The 24,240-nt window shown below is 73.3% G+C and carries 25 protein-coding genes; 6 read left to right on the plus strand and 19 right to left on the minus strand.

The features are described from left to right. Positions 1 to 23: 23 nt before the first annotated feature. From AMK25_RS02230 to AMK25_RS02260, 7 genes are all read right to left on the minus strand, one after another. Entirely contained in the window at positions 24 to 389 is a 366-nt protein-coding gene (locus AMK25_RS02230) for a DUF5994 family protein (protein WP_073825763.1), read from the minus strand. Further along, positions 389 to 781, minus strand: a complete 393-nt coding sequence (locus AMK25_RS02235) for a lipopolysaccharide assembly protein LapA domain-containing protein (RefSeq protein ID WP_143194665.1) — start codon at positions 779 to 781, stop codon at positions 389 to 391. The genes AMK25_RS02230 and AMK25_RS02235 overlap by 1 nt, the downstream gene beginning before the upstream one ends. 166 nt (positions 782 to 947) lie before the next feature. Further along, positions 948 to 1,748 (minus strand): SigB/SigF/SigG family RNA polymerase sigma factor, encoded by an 801-nt coding sequence (locus tag AMK25_RS02240; protein ID WP_083664596.1) that lies wholly within the window; start codon positions 1,746 to 1,748, stop codon positions 948 to 950. A 140-nt stretch (positions 1,749 to 1,888) separates the two neighbouring features. Beyond that, positions 1,889 to 2,620: a GAF and ANTAR domain-containing protein gene (locus AMK25_RS02245; RefSeq protein WP_073825769.1), complete on the minus strand. Its 732-nt coding sequence runs from the start codon at positions 2,618 to 2,620 to the stop codon at positions 1,889 to 1,891. A 139-nt stretch (positions 2,621 to 2,759) separates the two neighbouring features. After that, positions 2,760 to 2,978, minus strand: coding sequence for a hypothetical protein (locus AMK25_RS02250; protein ID WP_241826216.1), 219 nt, complete (start codon positions 2,976 to 2,978; stop codon positions 2,760 to 2,762). 119 nt (positions 2,979 to 3,097) lie between these two features. Further along, positions 3,098 to 4,165 carry a DUF2855 family protein gene (locus AMK25_RS02255; protein WP_073825772.1) on the minus strand — a complete coding sequence of 356 codons (1,068 nt, stop codon included), beginning with the start codon at positions 4,163 to 4,165 and terminating at the stop codon, positions 3,098 to 3,100. 73 nt (positions 4,166 to 4,238) lie between these two features. Beyond that, a complete protein-coding gene (locus AMK25_RS02260) occupies positions 4,239 to 5,144 on the minus strand; it encodes an oxidoreductase (RefSeq protein WP_073825776.1) in 906 nt (301 codons plus the stop codon). Between the two features lie 131 nt (positions 5,145 to 5,275). On the opposite strand from AMK25_RS02260, the gene AMK25_RS02265 reads away from it, so the two are divergent. After that, entirely contained in the window at positions 5,276 to 6,160 is an 885-nt protein-coding gene (locus AMK25_RS02265) for a helix-turn-helix transcriptional regulator (protein ID WP_073825780.1), read from the plus strand. Positions 6,161 to 6,172: 12 nt separating this feature from the next. Here the strand turns inward: AMK25_RS02265 and AMK25_RS02270 are convergent, their stop codons facing one another. After that, positions 6,173 to 6,649 carry a TspO/MBR family protein gene (locus AMK25_RS02270; RefSeq protein WP_073825783.1) on the minus strand — a complete coding sequence of 159 codons (477 nt, stop codon included), beginning with the start codon at positions 6,647 to 6,649 and terminating at the stop codon, positions 6,173 to 6,175. 170 nt (positions 6,650 to 6,819) lie between these two features. On the opposite strand from AMK25_RS02270, the gene AMK25_RS02275 reads away from it, so the two are divergent. From AMK25_RS02275 to AMK25_RS02285, 3 genes are all read left to right on the plus strand, one after another. Next, positions 6,820 to 7,983: a peptidoglycan DD-metalloendopeptidase family protein gene (locus AMK25_RS02275; protein WP_073825786.1), complete on the plus strand. Its 1,164-nt coding sequence runs from the start codon at positions 6,820 to 6,822 to the stop codon at positions 7,981 to 7,983. Between the two features lie 166 nt (positions 7,984 to 8,149). Continuing rightward, positions 8,150 to 8,947, plus strand: a complete 798-nt coding sequence (locus AMK25_RS02280) for a S1 family peptidase (protein ID WP_073825789.1) — start codon at positions 8,150 to 8,152, stop codon at positions 8,945 to 8,947. Between the two features lie 123 nt (positions 8,948 to 9,070). After that, positions 9,071 to 9,511, plus strand: coding sequence for a hypothetical protein (locus AMK25_RS02285; protein WP_073825792.1), 441 nt, complete (start codon positions 9,071 to 9,073; stop codon positions 9,509 to 9,511). A gap of 7 nt (positions 9,512 to 9,518) precedes the next feature. Here AMK25_RS02285 and AMK25_RS02290 read toward each other — a convergent pair whose 3' ends face one another. The 5 genes from AMK25_RS02290 to AMK25_RS02310 are packed head-to-tail and all read right to left on the minus strand — an operon-like array spanning position 9,519 to position 14,649. After that, positions 9,519 to 10,229: an ABC transporter ATP-binding protein gene (locus tag AMK25_RS02290; protein WP_073825795.1), complete on the minus strand. Its 711-nt coding sequence runs from the start codon at positions 10,227 to 10,229 to the stop codon at positions 9,519 to 9,521. Next, positions 10,226 to 11,194, minus strand: a complete 969-nt coding sequence (locus AMK25_RS02295; protein WP_073825798.1) for an ABC transporter ATP-binding protein — start codon at positions 11,192 to 11,194, stop codon at positions 10,226 to 10,228. The genes AMK25_RS02290 and AMK25_RS02295 overlap by 4 nt, the downstream gene beginning before the upstream one ends. After that, complete coding sequence (locus AMK25_RS02300) at positions 11,191 to 12,057, minus strand: ABC transporter permease (protein ID WP_073825801.1); 867 nt, start codon at positions 12,055 to 12,057, stop codon at positions 11,191 to 11,193. Before AMK25_RS02300 ends, AMK25_RS02295 begins: the two co-directional genes overlap by 4 nt. Then, positions 12,050 to 13,069, minus strand: coding sequence for an ABC transporter permease (locus AMK25_RS02305; RefSeq protein ID WP_241826217.1), 1,020 nt, complete (start codon positions 13,067 to 13,069; stop codon positions 12,050 to 12,052). Before AMK25_RS02305 ends, AMK25_RS02300 begins: the two co-directional genes overlap by 8 nt. Continuing rightward, positions 13,051 to 14,649 (minus strand): ABC transporter substrate-binding protein, encoded by a 1,599-nt coding sequence (locus tag AMK25_RS02310; protein WP_073825807.1) that lies wholly within the window; start codon positions 14,647 to 14,649, stop codon positions 13,051 to 13,053. Before AMK25_RS02310 ends, AMK25_RS02305 begins: the two co-directional genes overlap by 19 nt. A 208-nt stretch (positions 14,650 to 14,857) precedes the next feature. Between AMK25_RS02310 and AMK25_RS02315 the strand changes: the two genes are divergently transcribed. Continuing rightward, positions 14,858 to 16,126 carry a PP2C family protein-serine/threonine phosphatase gene (locus tag AMK25_RS02315; RefSeq protein ID WP_073825810.1) on the plus strand — a complete coding sequence of 423 codons (1,269 nt, stop codon included), beginning with the start codon at positions 14,858 to 14,860 and terminating at the stop codon, positions 16,124 to 16,126. Here AMK25_RS02315 and AMK25_RS02320 read toward each other — a convergent pair. Next, positions 16,106 to 16,447, minus strand: coding sequence for an STAS domain-containing protein (locus tag AMK25_RS02320; protein ID WP_241826218.1), 342 nt, complete (start codon positions 16,445 to 16,447; stop codon positions 16,106 to 16,108). The two genes, AMK25_RS02315 and AMK25_RS02320, sit on opposite strands and share 21 nt — an antisense overlap. Before the next feature lie 265 nt (positions 16,448 to 16,712). Here AMK25_RS02320 and AMK25_RS02325 point away from each other — a divergent pair, with 265 nt between their 5' ends. Next, positions 16,713 to 18,302, plus strand: coding sequence for a DUF4139 domain-containing protein (locus AMK25_RS02325; RefSeq protein WP_073825813.1), 1,590 nt, complete (start codon positions 16,713 to 16,715; stop codon positions 18,300 to 18,302). A gap of 72 nt (positions 18,303 to 18,374) precedes the next feature. Here the strand turns inward: AMK25_RS02325 and AMK25_RS02330 are convergent, their stop codons facing one another. From AMK25_RS02330 to AMK25_RS02350, 5 genes are all read right to left on the minus strand, one after another. Further along, on the minus strand, positions 18,375 to 18,644 hold the full coding sequence (locus AMK25_RS02330) for a GlsB/YeaQ/YmgE family stress response membrane protein (RefSeq protein WP_073825816.1): 270 nt from the start codon (positions 18,642 to 18,644) through the stop codon (positions 18,375 to 18,377). 109 nt (positions 18,645 to 18,753) lie between these two features. Then, positions 18,754 to 19,713, minus strand: a complete 960-nt coding sequence (locus AMK25_RS02335) for an ion transporter (protein ID WP_274534135.1) — start codon at positions 19,711 to 19,713, stop codon at positions 18,754 to 18,756. Positions 19,714 to 19,812: 99 nt separating this feature from the next. Continuing rightward, on the minus strand, positions 19,813 to 20,919 hold the full coding sequence (locus AMK25_RS02340; RefSeq protein WP_073825822.1) for a magnesium and cobalt transport protein CorA: 1,107 nt from the start codon (positions 20,917 to 20,919) through the stop codon (positions 19,813 to 19,815). A 58-nt stretch (positions 20,920 to 20,977) separates the two neighbouring features. Then, positions 20,978 to 21,658, minus strand: coding sequence for a response regulator (locus AMK25_RS02345; protein ID WP_030503484.1), 681 nt, complete (start codon positions 21,656 to 21,658; stop codon positions 20,978 to 20,980). After that, entirely contained in the window at positions 21,655 to 24,201 is a 2,547-nt protein-coding gene (locus AMK25_RS02350; RefSeq protein ID WP_073825825.1) for a sensor histidine kinase, read from the minus strand. Before AMK25_RS02350 ends, AMK25_RS02345 begins: the two co-directional genes overlap by 4 nt. Positions 24,202 to 24,240: the final 39 nt, after the last annotated feature.

Genomic DNA, 24,240 nt, shown 5'->3' on the forward strand with positions numbered 1-24,240 from the left:
CCGGGCCGGGCTGGTCCGGGCGTTCAGGCCCGGACCGGCGCTGTCACGGCCAGGTCGATCCGCAGGTCCCGCGTGCCCGTGAGGATCACCCGCTCGGCGTCGAGGGTGGCGAACCAGCCCACCCGAACCACGGTGCCGCCGACACCGATCCGCGTCGGATGGCTGTCCCAGGACGCCGGCGGAAGCATGACCCGTTCGATCACGCCGCCGCCTCGGGCGGCGAGCGCGGTGATCAGGCTGGACAGTTCGACGACCGGGTCTCGCGACGTGGGCCACCAACCGCCGTCGAGCATCGCACGGCTGGACGGTGGATCCGCCAGCCGCAGGCGTGCCGTCGGCGGTTCACTGGTGCAGACCCACGTCATGCGGTCCTGGGCTGAGCGGACCATCAGTTTCGTCCCTCTCGTACGCCGGCGTCCGGGTCGGCGCCTGCGGGGTCGGGGCGGGTGCCGGGGGTGGCGCGGCGCCTGCGGGTCGCCAGCCGCAGCTGGATGACGCGTCGCGTGGTGGTCTGGACGGTCACCAGCAGCACGCCGAACACCGCGGCCAGCAGCAGCGCGACTCCCATCGGAAGTTGCCCGTGCGCACCGAAGAAGTGCACGGTCGTGCGTTGACCGTTCTGCAGGATGAAGATCAGAAGCAGGAGCAGCACCACGGCGAAGGCCGTGATCGCGACCAGCGATCCCGCGGCCCGGACGCGTGGCACCGGACGGGGCCGGTTGTTGATCTCAGGTGTGGACCGCACGGTGGCGGAGCGGGTGGAGTCGGCGAACCTCGTCATGGTGGACCTCATCTCGGCGGTGGTGCGCGAATAACGCGAACCGGGGCCGTCGGGGTCCGGGACGACATCCTGAGCCTACTCGCTGCCCGACCGATCGGTACGTCTGAGATGTCGGAATTGCTCCCCTGGACGAACACGTACCGTCAGAGTCCCAGCCGGCGACCGGTCAGCGGAGCATCCCGGCTCTCAGCTGGGCCAGAGAGCGCGTCAGCAGCCGGGAGACGTGCATCTGCGACAGCCCGACGCGGGCGGCGATCTCTTCCTGGGTCAGGTCACCGTAGAACCGCATGGTCAGGATCCGACGTTCACGTAGGGGAAGCGCCGCGAGGAGTCCTCGGAGGGTGAGGCGGTCGTCCACTGCCGCGTATCCCGGATCGGCGGCGCCGACGTCTGCGATCCGCTCGACGCCGTTGCCCCCGGGCCGTGGCTCGTTCACCGACTGCAGACGATAGAAGTCGAAGGCGGTGACGGCGGCCACGATCTGGGCGACGGGCACCTCCAGGTGGTCGGCGAGCTCTGCGTCAGTTGGTTCGCGACCGTGCCGCTGCCCGAGCTTGCTCCGCGCCTCCGGCACCCGGGCGCTCAGTTCCTGCATCGATCGCGGCACCCGGATCGCCCAGGCCGAATCGCGGAAGTGTCGTCGGATGCCGCCGAGGATGGTCGGGATGGCGTAGCCGGCGAACGGCGCGCCCAGGTCGGTGTCGTAACCGTCGACGGCTTTGATCAGACCGAGCGCGCCGACCTGAGCCAGGTCCTCGTAGGACTCTCCGCGGCCGGTGTAGCGGCGGGCCAGCCGGCCCGCCATCGGCAGGTTCGCCTCGATGATCCGGGCTCGCAGCCGGTCCCGGTCGGGATCTTCGGGGTTCAGGGCCGCGCGTCGACGCAACAGTTGTTCACTCGCCCCCGTTGCCGGGGTCAGTGTCGGAGGGGACGGCGCGGCCGGGGCTGTCACGATTGTGGTGACCATTGTCCTGTGCCCCTAACGGGCTGGTGGCGGCGAGACTGGCGGCCACCGGGGACCCGGGCGACACCGTCACCGTACGCCTTAATCCCCCCGACCGAAACCCGGGCGGCCCGGCGAAGCACCCTCAGGTGTCGAACCGGTCGTCAGTCGGACTTGTCGGCGACCGGTACCGGCGCGAGCTGCTCGGAGCCGTCGACGATCGCCTGGGCCAGTTCGGACAGCCGCCGGTTGCGGCTGCGGGCGCCGTCGCGCAACATCGCGAAGGCCTGGCCGACGTCCACCTGGAGGCGCTCGGCCAGAATGCCCTTGGCCTGTTCGATCAGCACACGGCTGTTCAGGGCTGTCTGCAGCTGCTCGGTGACGATGTCGCGCTCGTGGATGGCACGGTGTTGCAGCAGTCCGATGGTGGCCACGTCGGCGAGCGCCCGGGCGATGCGGAGCCTGCCCTGGTCGACAGCTCCCGGCCGGACGTCGAAGAGGCTCAGCGCGCCGATCACCTCGGAACGCAGGCGCATGGGCAGGGCGTGCACCGCAGCGAAGCCGACCTCGGCCGCGGCGGCGCTGAACCTCGGCCATCGGGCAGTGGTCAGGGTCAGGTCGGCGACCGACACCGGTTGCCCGGAGGTGAAGCAGTCGAGGCAGGGCCCCTGGCCGGTCTGGAGCTGGAACAGCTCCAGCAGTCGGGTGCGTTCGGAGGACGCGGCAACCACCCGCAGCGTGACGCGCTTGTCGGCCAGGAGCAGGCCGGCCGCCGACACACCCAGCAGTTCGACACACCTCTCGGTCAGCCCCTGCAGGAACTCGATCACGTCGAAGTCGTCGACGAGGGTGTCGGCCATCTCCACGAAGACGTCGGCCAGCTGGGTCTTGGTCATTTCGGTCACCTCGCGCTCGGCGGTCCCGGGGTCGGACCGCCGAGGGGCGCGTCATCGCCCCGGCGGACCAGATGCACGTGGTGTCCGCCCACGACCCGATTCAGAGGTAGGTGCGCGTCCGTCACGCTGCGGTGACGGCCTAGCGCCGGGCGGGCTCGCCGACCGAGACGCGAGCGGAGCGCTCCGCGGTGAACGGGCTCCGCAGGCGGGTCATGGATTCGGCGCTGATGTCCGCGATCGGACTGCGCTCGTCGTCGGTGACCCCGAACCGCTCCGCACGGAAGGGATTCAGGGTGAACGTATTGTCGGGCACGAGGTGCTCCAAGGGAATCTGCACGGCAGCGCTCGACTCAGTCATCGCGGCTGGGAAACCGTGGGAAAAGCAAGGGGGTCGGCGATCAGCCGTCGGTACCCCGCAGGGACAGCCTAGCGCGCATCGGCCGACCCGGCCCGTCACGGTCGATATCGGCGGCGTACTCAGAGCTGGACGACGTGCCCCACCCGTGGCGGCGTACGGCCCGCGAGGACGTCGAGCCACGCGTCCCGCAGCGCCTCCGGGCCGGTGCCGACCCGTACGTCGAGCCATCCGCTCACCACCTGGGAGAACCGCTGCCAGGCGTCGGCGAAGCGTTCGTCGAGACCGGCCCGGCCCCAGTCCTGGCTCCGCTTGCGGATGCGCACCGGCGCGAAGAAGACCTCCCCGGCGGCGTCGGCGTTGGGCGTCTGCTGGGTCAGGCCGACGGCGATGTCCCGGACGAGCAGGTCGCCGAGGTGCGCCCGCAGGGCGGCGCGGGTCGCGGGTGAGCCGGACAGGTCGAGGTAGACGGTCGGAACGGCGTCGAGCGCGCCGATGTCGTCGTAGGAGAGGACGTCGTCGTAGCAGCCCAGCGAACGGGTGAAGGCGAGGTTGCCGGGCGAGGTGAGCCCGATCAGGCGGGGGCCGCGGCCGTGCAGCTCGAACGCGGCGGCGTACGCCGTCTTGCTCGACGCGGACGACAGCACCAGCGCCGTCGCTCCGTAGCCGTCCTCGTCGATCACCTGGTCGGCGAGCATGAACGAGGTGAAGAACAGCGGCCGGAACAGGATCAGCAGGTCCTCCTGCTCCGCCCGATATGCGGGGTCGCCGGTGGTCGACCGGTAGGAGTTGTACGGCGAGGGCAGCCCGGCCCGGTGCGGGCTCGCGTCGCGGAACCCGGACGCGTCCACCCGGTCCGGGCGTACCACCAGGTGACCGGCGGGCGGCAGGTAGCCGTAGACCCGCACGCCCGGCTCGACTCCTGACACTGTGGATGCAACCACCTCGGCGAAGCCCCACAGCGGCGGCAGCCCCCACTGCCGGTCGAGCCCGCGCGGCTCGGGCGGGAAGAACTCCCAGTAGCGCATCGCCTCGCCGAGCACCGCGTACGTCACGTTGTTGGCGGTCAGGCCGACCCGGTCCACGCGCAGCAGCGCCTCCCCGTCGGCGAGGGCGGGCACCGCGCCGTCGACGAGCGTGGTGCGGGCGAGGTCGGCACGGGCCACAGCGAACGTCCACGAGTCAGCCATGGCCTGACGCTAGGCAGCAGCGAAACCGGAGACAAGTGCACTGGGAGTGCAAAATCCCACTCGCGCCGCGGGTTCAGAGGTAACTGACACCGGTCAGCTCCGCCGCCGCCTGCCAAAGACGCCTGCCCACGGCCGGGTCGGCGGCCTGCCGGCTGAGCCGCGCCTCGGTCACCGGGCCCCAGCTCTCGAAGAGCCGGGACGGGCCGAAGAACTGGCCGCCACGCACGTCCGGGTCGGTCGCGGCCCGCAACTGCGGCAACACGCCCCGCTCGACCGGCTGGGTGGCGAGCAGGCCGAGCCGCCCGATCAGCCGTCCGAGCCGGCCCCGGTGTTCCCAGGCACGCGGCGTGAGGTTGCTGCGGGTGAGACCGGGATGCGCCAGCGCGCTGACGATCGGCGACCCGGCCGCGCGCAAACGGCGGTCCAGCTCGACGCCGAAGACGGTGGTGGCGAGCTTCGACCGGCCGTACGCGGCGGAGGCCCGGTAGTCGCGCTCGGACATCAGGTCGCCGAAGTCGAGCCGCGCGTTGCGGTGGGTGAGGGAGCTGAGGCTCACCACCCGCGCCGCCCGCGCCCCGGCGAGCGCGTCCAGCAGCAGGCCGGTCAGCGCGTAGGGGCCCAGCGTGTTGGTGGCGAACTGCAGCTCGAAGCCGTCGGCGGAGGTACGGCGCGGGCCGAGCAGCACCACGCCGGCGTTGTTGACCAGCAGGTCGATCGTCGGGTGGTCGGCGGTCAGCTTCGCGGCGAACGCGCGTACCGAATCGAGGCGGGCCAGGTCCAGCTCGCGTACCTCGGTGTCGCCGCCCATGCGGCGGGCGGCCTCCCGACCGGCGGCGGTGTTCCGCACGGCCAGCACGACGTGGGCGCCGTGGCGGGCCAATTCGGTGGCGGTGACCAGGCCGAGGCCCGAGTTCGCGCCGGTCACGACGGCGACCCGGCCGCGCTGGTCGGGGATGCGGTCGGTGGTCCATCCGGTCATCTGCTGCTCCTCGGGTGCGGGTTCGCGTCGAGCGATGACGCTAGGAGCGGTCCGGCCGGTCTCGGTCGTTCGCTGTTGCCCAGGTCCGCGGGACCTACCCTGGGCGGGCGGCGTCACGGCACACTGGCCGCATGAGCAGCCCGCATCCGTACGCACGCGAGCTGGGCGCGTTCCTGCGCGCCCGGCGTGGCAGGCTGCGTCCGCGCGACGTCGGCCTGGAGCCGGGCGGCCGGCGCAAGGTGACCGGCCTGCGGCGTGAGGAGCTGGCCCTGCTGGCCGGGCTGAGCACCGACTACTACCAGCGGATGGAGCAGGGCCGGGAGGTACGCCCCTCCGACGACGTGCTGGACGCGATCGCCGGCGCCCTCGCTCTCGACGACACCGAACGCCGGCACCTGTTCACGCTGGCCCGGGCCGCCCGGCGGCCGATGCCGGCCCGCGTCGACCACGGGCCGGAGCGGGTGCCGGACAGCACCCGACGGCTGCTGCGGGTGATGGACACCCCGGCGGTGGTCCTCGGCCGGCACCTGGACCTGCTCGACTGGAACCCGATGGCGCAGGCGCTGCTCGGTGACCCGGCCGACCACCCGCCCGGCCGGCTCAACATGCTCCTGCTGCTGTTCGACGACGCGCTGACCGGGGGACGCAGCTGCCCGGACTGGGAACGGCAGGCACTGGAGTACATCGGCATGCTGCGCGCCGCCGTCGCCGACGACCCCACACATCCCCGCGCCACCGCGATCGTCGGCGAGTTGAGCATCCGCAGCGCGGAGTTCCGGCGGCTGTGGGCACGGCACGACGTCCGCGCGTCGGTCAGCGGCACCAAGACGTTCCGGGTGCCCGGACTGGGCGACATCGTCCTGGACTGGGACACCTATCCGCTGCCGGGCAGTCCCGGCCCGGTCGTGCTCGTCTTCACCGCCGAGCCGGGCAGCCCGGACGCTGATCGGCTGCGGCTCCTGGCGTCGTGGCGCGCGACCCGTCCGGCGTCCGCCGACGGGAACCCGGCCCGATGAGGCGAGCGGCGGTCACCGCCCCCGGTTGAGGCCGACGATCGTGCCGTTGAGGGCGGTGGCGAAGAGGGTCCACGCGACGTACGGGGCGAGCGCCGCCCCGGCGGAACGGTCGGTGCGCGCCGCGCGGCGCAGCAGCACCAGGTTGGAGACGTTCAGCGCGGCGATCTCGGCCAGCGCGGCGCCGGGCTTGCGGGCGCCGAAGAACAGGGCGCTCCAGCCGGCGTTGAGCGCCAGGTTGAGCGCGTAGCCGCGGGCGAAGGCGGCGCGTTCGGGCCCCTCGGAACGGTCCAGCGCCCGGGCGCCCGCCAGCGCGATCAGCCCGTACAGCGGGGTCCAGACCAGGGGGAACGCGGCCGACGGCGGCTGCCAGGCGGGCTTGCGCAGGCGGCGGTACCAGCGCGTCGAAGTGCCGGTGGAGGTGGCGGCGGCGCCCGCGGCAGCGGTCGCGGTGACTGCCGCCGCGGTCTTGACCAGGGTCGGTACTCGCATGTCGCTCAGCTACCCGGCCAGCGGCGGATCAACCCCGCCGCCGCCGGAAGATCCACTTCCGGGTACGCCCCGATGCACAGATCCTTCACCATCACGCGGAGAGTTGTAGACAACTTTCATCGGCGTCGATAGCCTCTCCATTCAGTGACACATGTCGATAGGGAGGCTCCATGCGACGGCTCATGCTCTCCTGCGCCCTGGCGGCGATCGCCGCCTGGGCGGTGGCCCCGGCACCCGCCACTGCCGCTCCTCGCACGACACCGGAACCCGTCGCCGACGCCGTGACCGCGAAGCTTCTCGGCTCGGCGGACGCAGCCACCGCCCGCGCGGCGGGCGCGGAGCGGACCCGGATCAGCGTCACCCGCGCGAACGGACGGTGGGCCTTCGGCACCGCGGTGCTGCTGGCGGACCGGTCCGCGGACGCGCACCCCACCGGTTCGGTCTTCCTCGCCCGGGCCGACGCCAAGGGCTGGACCGTCGCGTTCGACGGGGAGGCCGCGTTCGGTGACCTGGCCGCCGCGTCGCCGCTGGTGAGCGAGACCGAGAAGGCCGTCTTCACCACGCCCGTCACACCGCTGCTCGCGGGCGGAGACTTCCGCACCGGCATGGCGTTGCCGTTCGCGGTCGGGCAGACGTGGACGCTCACCTCCGGGCCGCACGGCTGGGGCGGCGCCGCCGCGCCGTGGAGTTCGGTCGACCTCGCCGGTGGCGACCAGGTCGTCCGCGCCGCCCGGGCCGGCACCGCGTACACGATGTGCACCGGATGGATCCGGGTCATCCACGACCGGGGCTACTCGACCGACTACTACCACCTGTGGAACAGCATCTCCGTCAACGGCGCGGGCGTCGCCCAGGGCACGGTCCTGGGCAACACCGGCACCGACGTCACCTGTGGCGGCTCCGCCACCGGCCGGCACGTGCACTTCGGGCTGCGGCAGAACTCGGCGTACGTCCCGATCGCCGGGCACGGCATCGGCAAGTGGGACTTCGTCAGCGGCGCTGCGGCGTACCAGGGCGGCGCCCGGCACGGATCCGCCTACGTCGGCGGCGGTGGCGGCGTCTACAACTACGGCGCGCTCGGCTTCAACCAGGGAGTCGTCGACGCCAACGGCGGCGGCTCGCTGACCCGGCGCTCCGGCCCCGGCACCGGGTACGGCGCCCTCGGGTCGGTGGCCGACGGCGCCACCGTCACCATCTCCTGCTCCGCCAACGGCACCTCGCACACCGGCCGCTACGGCACCACCGCGCTGTGGGACCGGCTCAGCGACGGCAGCTGGGTGTCCGACGCCTACCTCTCCACCGGCGTCAACGGGCCGATAAACGGTTGGTGCTGACCGCACGGCCCACGCGTGCCGGTGCCCGGAAACGGCACCGGCACGCGCGGCGTATGACGCAGACGGGATGCACAGATTCATTGCCAGACATCGATGGATGCCAATAGGCTCCTGCCACCGCGTGCGGCCCCGGCGGGCGGCACACAGTCGATGTCTGGAGGGGACCATGGTCCGTTGGCGCAGATTTGTCGGCCGGTTGGCGGCCGTGTTGGCAGTCGTCACCGCGGGAGCGGTCACCGTGACCGCGCCGGCCCCAGCGGCGCCGGCCGGGGACATGACGCCGTACGTCGTCGGCGGCACCCGGGCCGCGCAGGGCGAATTCCCGTTCATGGTCCGGCTCTCGATGGGCTGCGGCGGCGCGCTCTACAGCCCGCGACTGGTCCTCACCGCCGCGCACTGCGTCGGCCGCACCGGGTCCAACACCAGCATCACCGCCACGCTGGGCGTGGTGGACCTCCAGTCCTCCAGCCGGATCCAGGTCCGCTCCAACTACGTCTACCGGGCCCCCGGTTACAACGGCAACGGCGACGACTGGGCGCTGATCCGGCTCGCCAGCCCGGTCACCTCGCTCACCACGCTGAAGATCGCCACCACCACGGCGTACGACAGCGGCACGTTCACGGTGGCCGGCTGGGGCGCCGCGCGGGAGGGCGGCGCGCAGCAGCGCTACCTGCTCAAGGCCAGCGTGCCGTTCGTCGACGACACCACCTGCAACCGTTACTACGGCGGCGACGTCATCCCCAGCGAGGAGATCTGCGCCGGGTACGCCAGCGGCGGCGTCGACACCTGCCAGGGTGACTCCGGTGGCCCGATGTTCCGCCCGGACGCCGCCGGCGCCTGGATCCAGGTGGGCATCGTGAGCTGGGGCAACGGCTGCGCCCGCCCCAACTACCCCGGCGTCTACACCCAGGTCAGCACGTTCGCCTCGGCGATCCAGTCCGCCGCCGCGAGTCTGGGCGGCTGACAGCGCAACGCGCCTGGTGGCCCGGTCGCGGCACAGCGGCCGGGCCACCGCCACGTCCGTACGGCCGGTCCGTGACGCCGCCACCGCGTGCGTGGATCACTATTACTGCTACCTTCCGGAAGCATGGACGACTCCCCTCGCTGGTACCGCCCGGCCCCTGACCTGCTGCTCACGGTCGGCAGCGCCACCGCGCTGCTCGGCTACCTGATCCCGTGGTTCCGCGCCAGCCGCCGGCACCAGTGGTCGTACTCGGGCTGGGCCTATCTGGAGACCGAGGGCGGCTGGACCTGGCTGGTCGTGGTGTCCCTGGTGATCGCCGTCCTGGCCGGCCTCTGGGCCGGGCGGAGCGTGGCGTGCGCCAAGCTCGCGATCGGCGCGGCGGTGGCCGGGATGTTCCTCGCCAGTGCGGTGGTCGCGGTGAGCCTGGGCGCGCTGCCGGAGCGCGACAGCATCAACTGGGTCGGTGAGCTGCCCTTCGAGATGGGGATGCCGCTCATGGCGGTCGGATTCGGGACCGTCGTCGCCGGGGCGCTGGGCACCGTGCGCCGCCCGGTGCAGGAGTGAGGCGACGTCACGCCGCCGGCAGGTCCACCACCCGGGTGGCCCAGCGGGCCATCAGCGCCGGGTCGTGGGTGATGACCAGGACCCCGGCGCCCTGCCGGCGCTGGTAGTCGCCGATGACGGCGGCGACGTGCGCCTGCGTGGAGGCGTCGAGCATCGCTGTCGCCTCGTCGCAGAGCAGGTAGTCCGGCCGGTGGACCAGGGCGCGGGCCAGGCAGGCGCGTTGCAGTTGCCCGTCGCTGACCGCGTGCGGACGGCGGGTCAGCAGGTCGGGAGTCAGTCCGACCAGGTCGGCCAGCTCCGCCGCGCGGGCGGCGGCCTGCTGGCGCGGTGTGCCGGTGGCACGTAGCGGCTCGGCGACGATGTCGGCGAGGCTGAGCCGCGGGTCGGTGGCGGCGCGCGGGCTCTGGAACAGGATCGCCACGCGGGTGCGCAGTTCCGCAGGCAGGCGATGGCGGACGCCGCCGAGCGGTTGCCCGTCGATCGTGACGTGCCCGCTGTCCGGGGCGTGCAGCAGGGCGAGGACGCGGGCGAGCGTGGACTTGCCGCTGCCCGACGGTCCGCGCAGCCCGACCGTCTCACCGGGAGCGATGTGCAGGTCGACCCGGTCGAGAACGCGCTGCCCGCCGTACGCGACGGAGACCTGGCACGCGGCGAGCCCGCCGGCCGGCGCGGCGCCCGGGGCGGCGGCGTCGGTCGCGCCGGTAGCGGTGAGCGTCATGCCGGTACTCCCTCGCGCAGCGGGTGGTGACAGGCGACCCGGCCCGCGCCGTCGGTGCCGAGGCGGGGCACTGTCGCGCAGGTGTCGGTGGCGCGGACGCAGCGGGGGGCGAAGGCGCAGCCACCGGGCAGGTCGGTGAGCGCCGGCGGGTGGCCCGGCACCGGCACGAACGCGCGGTCGGGCAGCGCGTCGAGCAGCCCGGCGGTGTACGGGTGGGCCGGGTCGTCGAACAGCGCCTCGGCCGGGCGGTGTTCGACGACCCGGCTGGCGTACATGACGGCCACGGTGTCCGCGACGCGGCGCGCGGCGGACAGGTCGTGCGTGATGAGCAGGACCGCCGCGCCGGTGTCGCAGCGGCGGCGCAGCAGGTCGAGCGTGTGGTCGACGAGCGGCCGGTCGAGGCCGGTGGTGGGTTCGTCGGCGAGCAGCACCGGCGGGTCGGGCGCGAGGGCGAGCGCGGTGGCGAGCCGCTGGGCCATGCCGCCGGACAGCTCGTGCGGGTACCGGTTGAGGTCGGCCGGGTCGAGACCGACGTCGGCGGCGATCCGGTCGGCGGCGGCCGGCGCGTCGCGGCGGGTGTGTCCGTGGGCGCGCAGCGTCTCCTCCAGCAGCTTCCGCCCGGTACGCACGGGGGTGAGCGCGGTGGCGGGGCTCTGCGGGACCAGGCCGACGCCCCGGCCGCGTACGTGCCGGGCGAGGTGCCGTTCCCCCGCGCCGATCAGGTCGACCTCGTCGCGTCCCGGCGCCTGCAGGCGGGCGTGCCCGGTGACTGTGGCGTTGCGCGGCAGCAGGCCGAGCAGGGCGTGCGCGAGGACGGACTTGCCGCACCCGGACTCGCCGACCACCGCCAGCAGCTCGCCGGGCCGCAGCGTGAGGCTCAGGTCGGTGACGGCGTGCACGAGCGCGTCGCGCAGCCGGAAGCGGACGGTCAGCCCGTCGACTGTCAGCAGCGCCGGGGCGGTCACAGGTGCAGCTCCGCCCGTACGCGCGGGTCGAGGCGGTCGCGCCACCGTCCGGTGAGCACAGCGAGCGCCAGCGTGGCCGCCACGAGCAGGAGGCCGGGGACGATGCTGGCCCACCAGGCGCCGGTGAGGAGCGACCGCTGCCCGTCGTTGATCATGTTGCCGATCGAGGCCAGGTGCGGTGGCAGGCCGAGCCCGAGGAACGACAGCGCGGTCTCGTGCCAGACGGCGTGCGGCACCATGAGCGTGGTCGCCAGTGCCAGGCGCGGCAGCACGTGCGGCAGCAGGTGCCGGGTGAGCACCCGGGCCCGGCTCGCGCCGCCGGAGATCGCGGCGTCCACGAACGGCCGGTTGCGCAGGCTGAGCAGCTCGGAGCGGACGATCCGGGCGGTGGACAGCCAGTGCGTCAGCGCGATGGACGCGATCACCGCGCCGAGGCCGGGACGCAGCATCGCCACGATGAAGATGCCCAGCAGCAGGTGCGGCAGCGCGGCGACGGTGTCCACGACGCGCATGAGCGCCCGGTCGACCCAGCCGCCGACGCTGCCGGCGAGCGCGCCGACCAGCCCGCCGATGACTGCGGCGACGAGCGCCGCGACCGCGCCGACCAACAGCGAGACGCGCAGGCCGTAGAGGCTGCGCACCGCCACGTCGCGGCCGAGGTCGTCGGTGCCGGCCAGGTTCTCCGGCGAGGGCGCGAGCCGGGTACGGGAGAGGTCGACGGCGCTCTGGTCCAGCGGCCACAGGACCGGGGCGAGCAGCGCGGCGGCGACCACACCGGCGAGCACGACGACGGCGACAGTCGTGCCGATGCCGCCGGTTCGGCGCAGGCGCCGGACGCGCGTGGGGAGGGCGAGGTCAGTCATCGAGGCGTACCCGGGGGTCGGCGGCGGCGTAGGCGAGGTCGGTGAGCAGGTTCGCGGTCAGCACCACGACGGTGGTGACCAGGGTCGTGGCCGCGAGCAGCGGGAAGTCGGCGCCCAGCGCGGCCTCGACGGTGACCGCGCCGAGGCCGGGCAGCGAGAACACGGTCTCCACCAGGACCGCGCCGCCGACGAGTTCGGGCAGGTGCGTGCCGACCAGGGTGAGGAACGGCAACAACGCGGTACGCAGCGCGTGTCCGAACAGGACGACCCGGCCGGGCAGCCCCCGGGCGCGCGCGGCCAGGACGTGGTCGTCGCGCAGGCTCTCGGCGACCGCGTCGCGGACGAACAGGACGAACCACGGCGCCTGGGAGATCGCCAGCACTGTCACCGGGAGCACCAGGTGCCGGGCCACGTCGGCCGGGTCGGTGCTCGTGGCGGTGATGTCGGTGAGCCCGCCGGCGGGCAGCCAGCCGAGACTGAGCGCGAACACCGCGATCGCCGCGAGGCCGATCCAGAACACCGGCATGGACTGCACGGCGTACGCGACGGCGCGCAGCGCCCTGTCGAACCAGCCGCCACGGCGGTACGCGGCCAGCGTGCCCAGCAGCACGCTCGCCACCAGCACCAGGGCCAGCGCGGTCCCGACGAGCAGCAGCGTCCACCCGGCCCGGGACGCGAGCACCGAGGTGACCGGCTCGTGCCGGCTCGTGGACCAGCCCAGGTCGCCGCGCAGCAGGTTGCCGACCCAGCGGGCGTACTGCACCGGCAGCGGGTCGTCGACACCCCAGTTGGCGCGGATCTGCGCCAGGTTCTCCTCGCTGGTGGTGAACGCCGCCGCGCCCGCGTACTGCTGGGCCGGGTCGATCGGGGAGGCGGCGCCGAGGGCGAACATGCCCATGCTGGTCGCGGCCAGCACGGGCACGGCGACCAGCAGCCGCCGCCGGACCACGGCACCCGCCCCGGCCAGCCGCCGCCGGCCGGTCACGGGCGCCGTCACGACTTCTTCGTCCACGTGTGCACGTTCCACCAGATGCTGTTGGCGACGTCGTGCTCGTGCGGCTCGACCCGCGGCGCCACCCCGGTCACCGCGTCCTTCAGCACGTAGGTGTGCTGAAGGTAGGTGAGGAACACCCACGGCACGTCGGCGGCGAGCTGCTTCTGGAACGTGGCGTACGCGGCCTTGCGGGCCGCCGGGTCGGCGTTGTCCCGGCCGTCCCGCAACGCGGCGTCGGTGACCGCCGAGCGGTACGAGCCGGGGTTGAAGAAGCCCTGCCCGGCGAAGGCCGAGCTGAACAGCTTGTAGGAGACGAAGTCCGGGTCGTACGGCGTGCCGTAACCCATGATCAGCGCGTCGTTCCCCATCCGTGGGGTGATCGCGTCCCAGGTCAGGCCCTCCGGCGTGACAGTGATGCCGACCTTCCTCGCGTCGGCGGTGACGGCCAGGGCCAGTTCCTTGCGGAGGCTGTCGGTGGCCGGGTACATGATCGTGAACGCGGCCGTACGCCCGTCCTTGACCCGGATGCCGTCCGGGCCGGGCTTCCACCCGGCGGCGTCCAGCGCCGCCGTCGCTCCGGCGATGTCGGCGGCCGGCTTGCCCGTGATCGACGGCTCGGCGTACTCCGAGGTGGGCGGCACCGGCCCGAACGCGGGCTCCCCGGCCCCGCCGAGCACACCGGTCACCATGGCCTGCCGGTCCACCGCGACGTTCAGCGCCCGCCGGATCGCGAGGTCGCCGGTGACCGGGTTGCCCATCGGCAGCATGACGCCCCGGTAGTCGGCGGTCGGCACCTTGTGCACCCGGTAGCCGTTGCGGCCCTCGAACCCGGAGGCGAGCTTCGGCGCCAGCTCCGCCGCGTCGAACTCGCCGGCCCGCATCCGCTGGGCCCGAACGTTGTCGTCGGCGACGAACGCCACCACCACGCCCGAGTTCGCCGGCTTGCCGCCCCAGTACGTCTCGTTGGCCGCGAGCACGAGCCGGTCACCCGGCGTCCAGGACGTGACCCGGTACGGGCCGGTGCCGACCGGCTTGCGGTTGAAGCCGGCCTTGTTGACGTCCTGCCCGGCGAACGCCTTCGCCGGAACGATCCCCAGCGCCAGCCGTTGCAGGAACGGCGCGTACGCGTACTTCAGGGTGAACACGACTGTCGCCGGGTCGGGCGCGGTGACGGAGACGAGCACGTCCAGATCGGAGCGCAGCGTCGAGTCGACTCCCGGGTCGAGCACCGCCTGGTAGGTGAACGCCACGTCCTGGGCGGTCAGCGGGCTGCCGTCGTGGAACAGCACTCCCTCGCGCAGCTTCGCGGTGACCGTCTTCCCGTCCGCGGAGACGGTGGGCAGCTCGCGGGCCAGGGCGGGCACCAGTTCGTTGCGGGCGTCCCGGGCGACCAACCCGTCGAAGATCAGTGAAGCGCCGTCGACGCCGTAGTTGAGCACCGGGTTGAGCGTGTCCGGCTCGCCCGCGGTGGCGACCACCAGCGTGCCGGCGTTGCCCGTGCCGCCGGGCGGGGCCGTTGGCGACGAGCAGCCCGCGACGGCGAGCAGTGCGGCGGCGAGCGTCGCGGCCACGCGTACGGGCTTGGGCTTGATCGCCACCGGCAACCCCTCGAACTCGTCCTCGGTAGCGGCCGGGCGGGCGCTCCGGCGAAGATCAGATCATCGCGTGCCCGAGCACCCGCCCGCTTCTGCCACTATTCGGTAGTTGCCAATCATATGCAATAGGGAACCGTCGACGGCGGAGACCCTCCGGGCGCGGGCGTCCGCTCGTGAGGCGGCCGTGCGGCGCGCTGAATATGCTCAGGGGGTGGAGGACAGCGAGCAGGCGGTGCTTGCCGGGATGTTGCAGTCGGCCGAGAACGCCGCCCCGGTGCAGGCGGTCGAGGCCGTCACCGGCGTCATCGCCACGGCGCTGAACGCGCGTGGCGTCTCGCTGCTGATCGCCGATCTCAGCGGCCGTGCGCTGGTCCGGCTGACCCACCAGCCGAACGGCGGCGGTAACGGCCGGCGCCACGGCGAGGAGGACGCCGAGGTCTTCCCGTTCGACGGCGGGCCCTACGAGCGCACCCTGCGTCAGCAGGCCCCCGAGGTCGTCGCCGGCGACGGCACGTGGACCGTGCTGGCGCCGGTCACCGACCGCGGTGAGACGATCGGCCTGCTGGAGGTCGGCCTGCCCGAGGAGCCGGACGGCGACGCGGTGAACTCGATCGCCCGTACCGCGCACGCGCTGGCGTTCGTGGTCATCGCCAACCGCCGGCACACCGACCTGTTCGAGTGGGGGCAGCGCACCACCCCGTTCAGCCTCTCCGCCGAGATCCAGCGCCGCCTGCTGCCCGCCTCGTTCACCTGCGAGGCCGGCGCCTTCGCGCTCTCCGGCTGGCTGGAACCCGCCGCGAGCGTCGGCGGCGACACCTTCGACTACAGCCTCGCCCGGGATCTGCTGCACCTCAGCGTCACCGACGCGATGGGCCACGGTGTGGCGAGCGCGCTCACCGCCACCCTCGGCGTGGGCAGCCTGCGCAACACCCGCCGGCGCGGCGTCGGCCTCGTCACCCAGGCCGAGGAGACCAACCGGGCCGTCGCGGAGCACGCGAACGTACGCGGCGCGTACGTCACCGCCGTGCTGGGCCGCATCGACCTGGCCACGGGGCGCTGCGAACTGCTGAACGCCGGCCACGTCCCGCCGATGCTGGTCCGGGACGGCCGGGTCGTCCCCGTGGAGCTGCCGGGCAACTTTCCGTTCGGGATGTTCCTCGGCGAGAGCTACCGCAGCGGAGAGCTGGCCCTGTTGCCCGGCGACCGGCTGGTGGTGGTCACCGACGGCATGCGCGAACGCAACGCCGCCGACCTGGACCTGCCCGGGGCGCTGCTCCGCCTCGCCCACCTGCATCCCCGCGAGGCGGTCCGGGCGCTGTCCGACGCGGTGCTGGAGATCGCCGGCCCGGCTCTGACCGATGACGCCACGCTGCTCGTCGTCGACTGGTACGGCGGCCACGGCCCACGGCACAGCACCGCCGGCGCCGACAGCGCCCGCGTCAGCCCGGACGAGGAGCCCTCAGCGCACCGCCGCCGCTGATCCGTCCTCGGCGTCCCGCACCGTGTCGAAGAGCGGGATGACGCGGTCCACCGAGGTGATCGAGAAGACGTTGCGGATCGACTGGCGGACGACCGCCAGGCCGAGCCAGCCGCCGCGCTCCCGCAGGTTCTTGTAGACGAGCACGAGTGCGCCCAGGCCGCTGGAGTCCACGAACCCGACCCGGGTCAGGTCGACGACCACCGTCCGCGCACCGGTCTCCACCACCTCGAGCAGCCGGTCACGCAACTGCGGCGAGCTGGCCATGTCCAGATCACCGGCGACCTCGATCACCGGGCCGACACGGCCCTGTCTGGTCGTCACCGAGAACTCCACCACTCCCCCTCAACCGCGCCCGTCGCTACCCGACACCGTGCCAGAATTCGGCCCTGATCGCCTCCCGTGGGCTCACGTCGGCTCGACGGCCTCTCGGCGAAGTGGTGGAGGACACCTCGGCGCCGATCGAGCTGGATCACGATCCGCGTCCCCGCTGCCGTTCACCGAGCGCGAGCCGGCGACGCTCGCAGTCGACCAGCGGATGCGCCTTCGGTAGCCCCGTCGTGGGCGCGGCTCAACTACCCTCGCCGCCGTGGACACTCTGGAGATCGATGCGCCGGTCGTCGGCGTGACCGTCTACCCGGACCGCGCCCGGGTCACCCGCCGCGGCCGCGTCCGGCTGGCCGTCGGCGACCATCGGGTACGCGTCGCTCCGCTCCCGCTGGGCCTGCGCCGGGACTCGATCCGGGTGGGTGGCCGGGGCGCGGTGACGGTGCTCGGGGTGGACGTGGTCGCGTGGCGGCAGGCCCGCAGCACCGACGCCCAGGTCGTCGAGCTGGAACGGCGGCGTCGCGAACTCGCCGACGAGCTGACCGAGGTCGGGGACACCGACGCGATCGAGGAACAGCGCGGCGAGTTCCTCACCCGGCTGGCCGAGCGGGCCGGTGGCACGTACGCCCGGGCGCTGGCCGCGGGCGACGCGGCCCCGGCCGACGTGGCGGCCTTCACCGACTCGGTGTCCGGGCAGCTCGCCGAGTCCCGGGCCCGGCGGCGCGGGCTGGCCCGGCGGCGCACCGAGCTGGCGGAGGAGCTGGCCGCTGTCGACCGCGAGCTGGAGGCGGCGCGCGGCAAGCGGGCGCCGGACCGGCTGGCCGCCGAGGTGTCCGTCTCCGTCGACGCCGACGACACCGAGGTGGAGCTGGAGCTGAGCTACCTGGTCGACGGCGCCCGCTGGACGCCCTCCTACGACCTGCGGCTGGTCGAGGACACCATGACTGTCACCTGGTTCGGGCTGGTCAGCCAGGGCACCGGGGAGGACTGGCCGGAGTGCGAGCTTCTGCTCTCCACCGCCCGCCCGGCGGCGGCCAGCGGCGTACCCGAACTGTCGCCCTGGTATCTCGACCGGCTCCGCCCGCAGCCGCCGATGGGTGTGTCGGCCGCGTCGTTCGACGGCATGGTGCCACCCCCGGCGCCCGGCGCGGCACCGGCGGGCCGGGCCGGCGCGGCGCGGTCCGCGGCGCCCCGGCCGGCGGTGCGGGAGAGCGTCGCCGAGGTCGAGCAGGGCGTCACGGCGGCGACCTACCGGCCCGCCCGGCCGGTGGCGGTGCCGGCCGACGGCAGCGCGCACCGGGTGACAGTCGCGGCGCTGGAGCTGCCGGCCCGGCTGGACCACGTGAGCGTGCCGGTACGCGCCGCCGAGGCGCACCTGCGGGCCACCGTCCGCAACACGTCGGACCACACGCTGCTGACCGGCCCGGCGTCGGTGTTCCACGGCGCGGACTTCGTGGCGGCGACGCGGCTGCCGACGTGGGCGCCGGGCGAGGAGACCGAGCTGGCGCTCGGTGTGGACGACCGGGTACGGGTGGAGCGGAAGCTGCACCGGCGCACCGAGAGCAAGGCGACGCTCGGGTCGACGCGGCGTCGGGAGGTGGAGTACCGGATCACGGTGGCGAACCACACCCCCCGGCTGGCCACTGTGGAGGTGCGCGACCAGCTGCCGGTGTCCCGGGACGAGGCGGTGGCGGTACGCGAGACGGCGCTGACGCCGCCGCCCGCCGAGCGTACGGAGCTGGGCGAGCTGACCTGGCGGCTGTCGCTCGCGCCGGGCGAGAGCGGCGAGATCGCGCTGGGCTTCCGGGTGGAGCTGGCCAAGGGCGTCGAGCTGACCGGCTGGCGGGAGTAGCCGCACGCGCGCGTTAAGAAGGGCCCCTTCTTATGCAGAATGCGTTAAGAAGGGGCCCTTCCTTCGGTCCGGTCAGACGCGGCGACGACCGTACAGACCGGCGAAGACGGCGACGCCGATGGCCGCGAAGCCGACCTGGAGCGCCAGCTCGATCCAGTCGATGCCGGGGGTGTCGTCGACGCCGAACGCGCCGGCGACCAGGGTGCCCACGAACGCGGCGACCACACCGATGAGCAGGGTCAGCCAGATCGGGATGTTCTGCTTGCCCGGCACCACCAGGCGCCCGAGCGCGCCGATGACGAGGCCGATGATGAGCGCGGTGAAGAAGCCCGTGATCTCCACGAGAGGCGTCCCTTCCCTCAGATGTGTTGGCGCCTCGGTGGTTGCCCCGATCAACCGCCCGGCCAAACGTGCGGGCCGTTTTCGTCACAGAACTGTCATGACCTGCCGGTCAGTGGTCCGAGTGCTGGCGGCGGCGCGGCGCGCCGGGCGGCTCCTCCCGGTCGATGCGTAGTTCCCGCTCCAGCTCGGCGACGACCATGCGCAGGTCGTCCAGGCGCTGGCTGATCGCGATCCGGTCCAGCTCGTCCGGTATCCCGTCGCCGTCGGAGTCGTAGTCCGGCGCCAGCCCTTCGGTCATCTCCAGGCGGCGCGCCTCCTCCATCGAGTTGACGATGACCGCGATGAGGATGTTCAGCAGCAGGTTGACGGCGATCATCACGAAACTGACGTAGTAGAGCAGCGTCCACGGCGACACCTCCAGGCCCTGTTCCAGCAGGTCCGGAAGCGTTTCCAGGGACAGCAGCACGAACAGCGTGACGAGGGAACGGCCGATGTCGCCGTACTGCTCGGGGTAGCGGGTTCCGAAGATCAGCCAGCCGGCCATGCCGTACACGTAGAGCGTGACGGCGGCGAGCGCGAGGAAACCCGCGACTCCGGGCAGGCTGCGCCACAGCGCCGCGACGATGGTCCGCAGGCCGGGTGAGAAGCGGACCAGGCGCAGCACCCGGGCGACCCGGATGAACCGCAGCACCGCCGAGTCGCCGTGCAGGCCCGGGATGAAGATGGCGGCGGTGACCAGCAGGTCGAAGACGTTCCAGCCGTGCCGGAAGAAGTCCTGCGGTCGGCGGCCGTACGCGAGGATCCGGATGGTGATCTCCACGACGAAGACCGCCCGGAACGTCCACTCCGTCCACCGCAGCACCGGCCCGGCGGCGCCCAGGTTCGGGTACGTCTCGATGCCCAGCACCACGCCGTTGGCCATGATGAGCACCACGATGGCCACTTCGAACGGCCGGGACGCGACGAGCCGGGCACAGTGGCCCGCCAGCCCTCGCTTCCCCGTGCTCGTCCGGCGACCGCCGCGCGGGGCCGGCACCGTGTCCCCGATCAGCGCATTCCTCCACGACACGAGGCCCGGGCAACGTACGGACGACGGGGGGTAGTCACCCGGACACTTTAGTGGATCACCACTGGCGTGCGGTCACTGCCGAGGCGCGGCCGGTCCGGCTCACAGCCAGCCGCGGCGCTTGAACAGCAGGTAGAGCGCCCCGCAGACGGCGAGCATCAGGGCGAGCGCGAACAGGTAGCCGTACCGCCAGCCCAGCTCCGGCATGTGGCCGAAGTTCATCCCGTAGACGGTGCCGATCAGGGTCGGCGCGAACAGGATGGCCGCCCAGGCGGAGACCCGCTTGATCTCCTCGTTCTGCTCGAAGCTGGCGGCGGTCAGGCTGCGCATCTCCTCGTTCTGCGCCTGCGAGACCAGTGTGGCGTTGACGGTGAGGATGTTCTGGAGCAGGTGCCGGAACCCGTCCACCCGCTCCACCACCTGGGTCAGGTGGTCGGCCACGTCGCGCATCCGGCGGCGCAGCTCCTCGTCCGTGCCGTACCTGTCGAAGCCGTGTGTCAGCTCGTCCACCACCTTCAGCAGCGGGCGGGCGGCCCGCTGGAACTGGATCACCTCGCGGCTCAGCTCGTAGATGCGGCGGCTGGCGTTCGGGTCCCCGCCGAACACCCCGGTCTCGATCTCGTCGATGTCGTTCTCCAGCCCGGCCACCACCGGCGCGTAGCCGTCCACCACCCGGTCGAGCACGGCGTAGAGCACTGCTTCCGGGCCGAACGCGAGCACGTTCGGCTCGGCCTCCAGCCGCCGCCGCACCTCGGCCAGGTCGGGCGTGCCGCCGTGCCGCACGGTGATCACGAATCCCGGCCCGAGGAACAGGTGCAGTTCGGCGAACTCGACAGCGTCCCGCTCGTCCAGGTAGCGGGCGGCGCGCAGCACCACGAACAGGGTGTCGCCGTACCGTTCCAGTTTGGGGCGCTGATGGGCGTTGATGGCGTCCTCGACGGCCAGGTCGGGGAGCTGGAACTCGGCGGCGAGCGAGCCGATCTGCTCGCGGCCCGGCCGGAGCAGCCCGATCCAGGCCATCGCGTCGTCGAGCTGCTGCAGGCAGCGGTACGTGTCGGCGAGGCTCACCGGCGACGCCCGGCGTACCCCGTCGACGTAGACGCCGCTGTCGACCAGCCCGTCGGGGCGCTCCGGCTCCGCCGCGCCGGCGTCGATGGCGTGCTCGTCCAGCCGCCGGCCGAACCCCTCCGAGGACCGGTTTCCCGCCATGCCCCTCCCCCACCGCCCGACCGGCTCGCCGAGTCCCCCGCCGAGGCGGTCGCAAACGTCAGGGGCGGTAGCGGTAGCCCATCCCGGGCTCGGTGATCAGGTGCCGGGGCCGGGCCGGGTCGTCCTCCAGCTTGCGCCGCAACTGGGCCATGTACTGCCGCAGGTAGTTCGTCTCCTGGTGGTACTCCGGCCCCCACACGTCGTGCAGCAGCTGGCGCTGGCTGACCAGCTTGCCCGGGTTGCGCAGCAGCTTCTCCAGCATGGCCCACTGGGTGGGGGTGAGCTTGACCTCGACGCCGTCGTCGCGGGTGACGGTCCGGTCGGCCAGGTCGACGGTGTTGCGGCCGATCCGCAGCGCGGGCACGGCGGGCGTGGCGGGGGCGAGCCGCCGGGTCACCGCGCGGATGCGGGCGAGCAACTCGTCGACCCCGAACGGCTTGGTGACGTAGTCGTCGGCGCCCGCGTCGAGCGCGGCCACCTTGTCCTCGCTGCCGGCCCGGCCGGAGAGCACGATGATCGGCACGCCGGTCCAGCCGCGCAGGCCCCTGATCACCTCGGTGCCGTCCAGGTCGGGCAGGCCCAGGTCGAGCACCACCAGGTCCGGCGGGTGCCCGGCGGCGGCCTTGAGCGCGGCGGCGCCGCTGTCGGCCACCTCGACGTCGTAGCCCCGGGCGCGCAGGTTGATCCGCAGGGCGCGCAGGATCTGCGGCTCGTCGTCGACGACCAGGATGCGGGTCATTCCTGCGGCCCTTCCGGGTGCGGGGCGGCCGGCAGCCGCAACACCATGGTGAGCCCGCCGCCGGGTGTGGTCTCCGGGGTGATGCTGCCACCCATCGCCTCGGCGAGACCACGGGACAGCGCCAGCCCGAGGCCCACGCCGGTCTGGTTGTCCCGGTCGCCGAGGCGCTGGAACGGCAGGAAGACGTGCTCCCACTGGTCCTCCGGGATGCCCGGCCCGGTGTCGATCACCCGCAGCTCGACCTGCCCGGCGTGCGCGCTGCCGGTGATCGTCGGCGGGCGACCGGGCGGGCTGTGCCGCAGCGCGTTCGACACCACGTTGACCAGCACGCGCTCCAGCAGGCCCGGGTCGGCCAGCGCCGCCGGCAGGTCGGCCGGGATGTCCGTGGCGACCTCGGCCGCCGCCGGGCCCAGTTCGTCAAGGGCCCGGGGTACGGCGTCCTCCAGCCCGATCGCGGTGGTGGTGACGCCGAGCGCGCCGGCCTGCAGGCGGCTCATGTCGAGCAGGTTCGCCACCAGCCGGCCCAGCCGGTCCAGCGACTCGTCCGCGGTCGCAAGCAGCTCCTCCCGGTCGTCCGGGTCGAACTCGACGTCGTGGCTGCGCAGGCTGCTCACCGCGGCCTTCGCCGACGCCAGCGGCGTACGCAGGTCGTGGCTGACCGCCGCGAGCAGCGCGGTGCGCATCCGGTCGGCGGCGGCGAGGGGGCGGGCGGTGGCGGCCTCCTCGGCCAGCCGCTCCTGGCGCAGCGCGACGGCGGCCTGCGCGGCGAACGCCTCGACCACCCGGCGGTCCGCCGCCTCCAGCCGCCGGCCGGCGAGCACCACGCTGAGCCGGTCGTCCACCGGCACCACCGTCTCGCCCGCGCTCGGGCTGCCCGGCGGCCGCTCCCCGACCTCGGCCACCACCCGCCAGGCCCCTTCCTCCCGGGCGCGCGCCGGCCGCCCCTCGGCCTCGGCGGTCAGTTCGAGCACGCTCACCGCGCGCAGCCCGAACGTCTCCCGCAGCCGGTCCAGCAGCGCGGGCAGCGGCCGCTCGCCGCGCAGCACGCTGCCCGCGACGGTGGCCAGCGTCTGCGCGTCGGCGGAGGCCCGCGCCGCCTCCCGGGTACGCCGGGCCGCGACGTCGACCACCCAGCTCACCGCGATGGCGACGCCCACGAACACGCCCAGCGCGAGCAGGTTGTCCGCCTCGGCGATGGTCAGCGTCCGGTACGGCGGGGTGAAGAACCAGTTGAGCAGCAGCGAGCCGCCGAGCGCGGCTACCAACGCGGGCCACAGCCCGCCGACCAGCGCCACGCCGACCACTCCGGCGAGGAACAGCAGGATGTCGTTCGTCAGCGTGAGGTCGGGCAGCGTCCGCAGCAGCAGCGTGAGCAGCGGCATGCCGAGCGCCGCGAGCGCGTACCCGACGAGCCGGCGCCTCCGGGACAGCGCGGCGGGCACCGCCCCGGCCCGGCGCCCGCGCCCCGCCTGCGGGTGGGTGACCAGGTGCACGTCGATCGGGCCGGAGAGCGCGGTGGTGGTCACCCCGACGCCCCTGGCGAACACCTGCGCGAACCGGCCCCGGCGGCTCGCACCGAGCACGAGCTGGGTGGCGTTGACGCCCCGGGCGAAGTCGAGCAGCGCCGCCGGGATGTCGGCGCCGAGCACCTGGTGGTACGTGCCGCCGAGGCTCTCCACCAGCACCCGCTGCCGGGCCAGCTGGGCCGGGTCGGCGCCGGCCAGCCCGTCGCTGCGCGCGACGTGCACGGCGAGCAGGTCGGCGCCCTTGCTGCGGGCGGCGATGCGGGCGGCCCGGCGGATCAGCGTCTCGCCCTCCGGGCCCCCGGTCAGCGCGACGACCACCCGTTCCCGCGCCTCCCAGGTGTCGGAGATGCCCTGCTGGGCGCGGTACGCGTCGAGCTGCTCGTCGACCTTGTCGGCCAGCCAGAGCAGCGCCAGTTCGCGCAGCGCGGTGAGGTTGCCGACCCGGAAGTAGTTGCCGAGCGCGGCGTCGATCTTGTCGGGCCGGTAGATGTTGCCGTGCGCCATCCGCCGGCGCAGCGCCTCCGGCGTCATGTCCACCAGCTCGACCTGCTCGGCGGCGCGGACCACCTGGTCCGGCACGGTCTCCCGCTGGGTGGTGCCGGTGATCTGCGCGACCACGTCGTTGAGCGACTCCAGGTGCTGCACGTTGACGGTGGAGAGCACGCTGATGCCGGCGTCGAGCAGCTTCTGCACGTCCTGCCAGCGCTTGTCGTGCCGGGAGCCGGGCACGTTGGTGTGGGCCAGCTCGTCCACCACGACGACCTCGGGCCGCCGGGCCAGCACCGCGTCCAGGTCCATCTCGGTGAACTCGACGCCCCGGTAGGTCATCGACCGGCGCGGCACCACCTCCAGGTCGCCGATCATCTCGGCGGTGTGCCGGCGGCCGTGCGTCTCGACCAGGCCGATCACCACGTCGGTGCCGCGTTCGGCCCGCCGCCGGGCCTCTTCGAGCATCGCGTACGTCTTGCCGACGCCCGGGGCGGCCCCGAGATAGATCCGCAGTTCACCCCTGCCCACAACCCCATCCTCCCTGAGTGCAAGGAAGGGCCCCCTGTT

Source organism: Micromonospora sp. TSRI0369 (assembly GCF_001905625.1).
GTDB lineage: Bacteria > Actinomycetota > Actinomycetes > Mycobacteriales > Micromonosporaceae > Micromonospora > Micromonospora echinospora_A.

Coding starts and splice junctions, on each gene's coding strand:
- AMK25_RS02260 (WP_073825776.1), bottom strand. CDS start 5,144: ATGACCGGATGGACCACCGACCGCATCCCCGACCAGCGCGGCCGGGTC.
- AMK25_RS02235 (WP_143194665.1), bottom strand. CDS start 781: ATGACGAGGTTCGCCGACTCCACCCGCTCCGCCACCGTGCGGTCCACA.
- AMK25_RS02250 (WP_241826216.1), bottom strand. CDS start 2,978: ATGACTGAGTCGAGCGCTGCCGTGCAGATTCCCTTGGAGCACCTCGTG.
- AMK25_RS02230 (WP_073825763.1), bottom strand. CDS start 389: ATGGTCCGCTCAGCCCAGGACCGCATGACGTGGGTCTGCACCAGTGAA.
- AMK25_RS02340 (WP_073825822.1), bottom strand. CDS start 20,919: ATGGCGGGAAACCGGTCCTCGGAGGGGTTCGGCCGGCGGCTGGACGAG.
- AMK25_RS02285 (WP_073825792.1), top strand. CDS start 9,071: ATGGACGACTCCCCTCGCTGGTACCGCCCGGCCCCTGACCTGCTGCTC.
- AMK25_RS02280 (WP_073825789.1), top strand. CDS start 8,150: ATGGTCCGTTGGCGCAGATTTGTCGGCCGGTTGGCGGCCGTGTTGGCA.
- AMK25_RS02265 (WP_073825780.1), top strand. CDS start 5,276: ATGAGCAGCCCGCATCCGTACGCACGCGAGCTGGGCGCGTTCCTGCGC.
- AMK25_RS02300 (WP_073825801.1), bottom strand. CDS start 12,057: ATGACTGACCTCGCCCTCCCCACGCGCGTCCGGCGCCTGCGCCGAACC.
- AMK25_RS02240 (WP_083664596.1), bottom strand. CDS start 1,748: ATGGTCACCACAATCGTGACAGCCCCGGCCGCGCCGTCCCCTCCGACA.
- AMK25_RS02345 (WP_030503484.1), bottom strand. CDS start 21,658: ATGACCCGCATCCTGGTCGTCGACGACGAGCCGCAGATCCTGCGCGCC.
- AMK25_RS02255 (WP_073825772.1), bottom strand. CDS start 4,165: ATGGCTGACTCGTGGACGTTCGCTGTGGCCCGTGCCGACCTCGCCCGC.
- AMK25_RS02275 (WP_073825786.1), top strand. CDS start 6,820: ATGCGACGGCTCATGCTCTCCTGCGCCCTGGCGGCGATCGCCGCCTGG.
- AMK25_RS02270 (WP_073825783.1), bottom strand. CDS start 6,649: ATGCGAGTACCGACCCTGGTCAAGACCGCGGCGGCAGTCACCGCGACC.
- AMK25_RS02245 (WP_073825769.1), bottom strand. CDS start 2,620: ATGACCAAGACCCAGCTGGCCGACGTCTTCGTGGAGATGGCCGACACC.
- AMK25_RS02290 (WP_073825795.1), bottom strand. CDS start 10,229: ATGACGCTCACCGCTACCGGCGCGACCGACGCCGCCGCCCCGGGCGCC.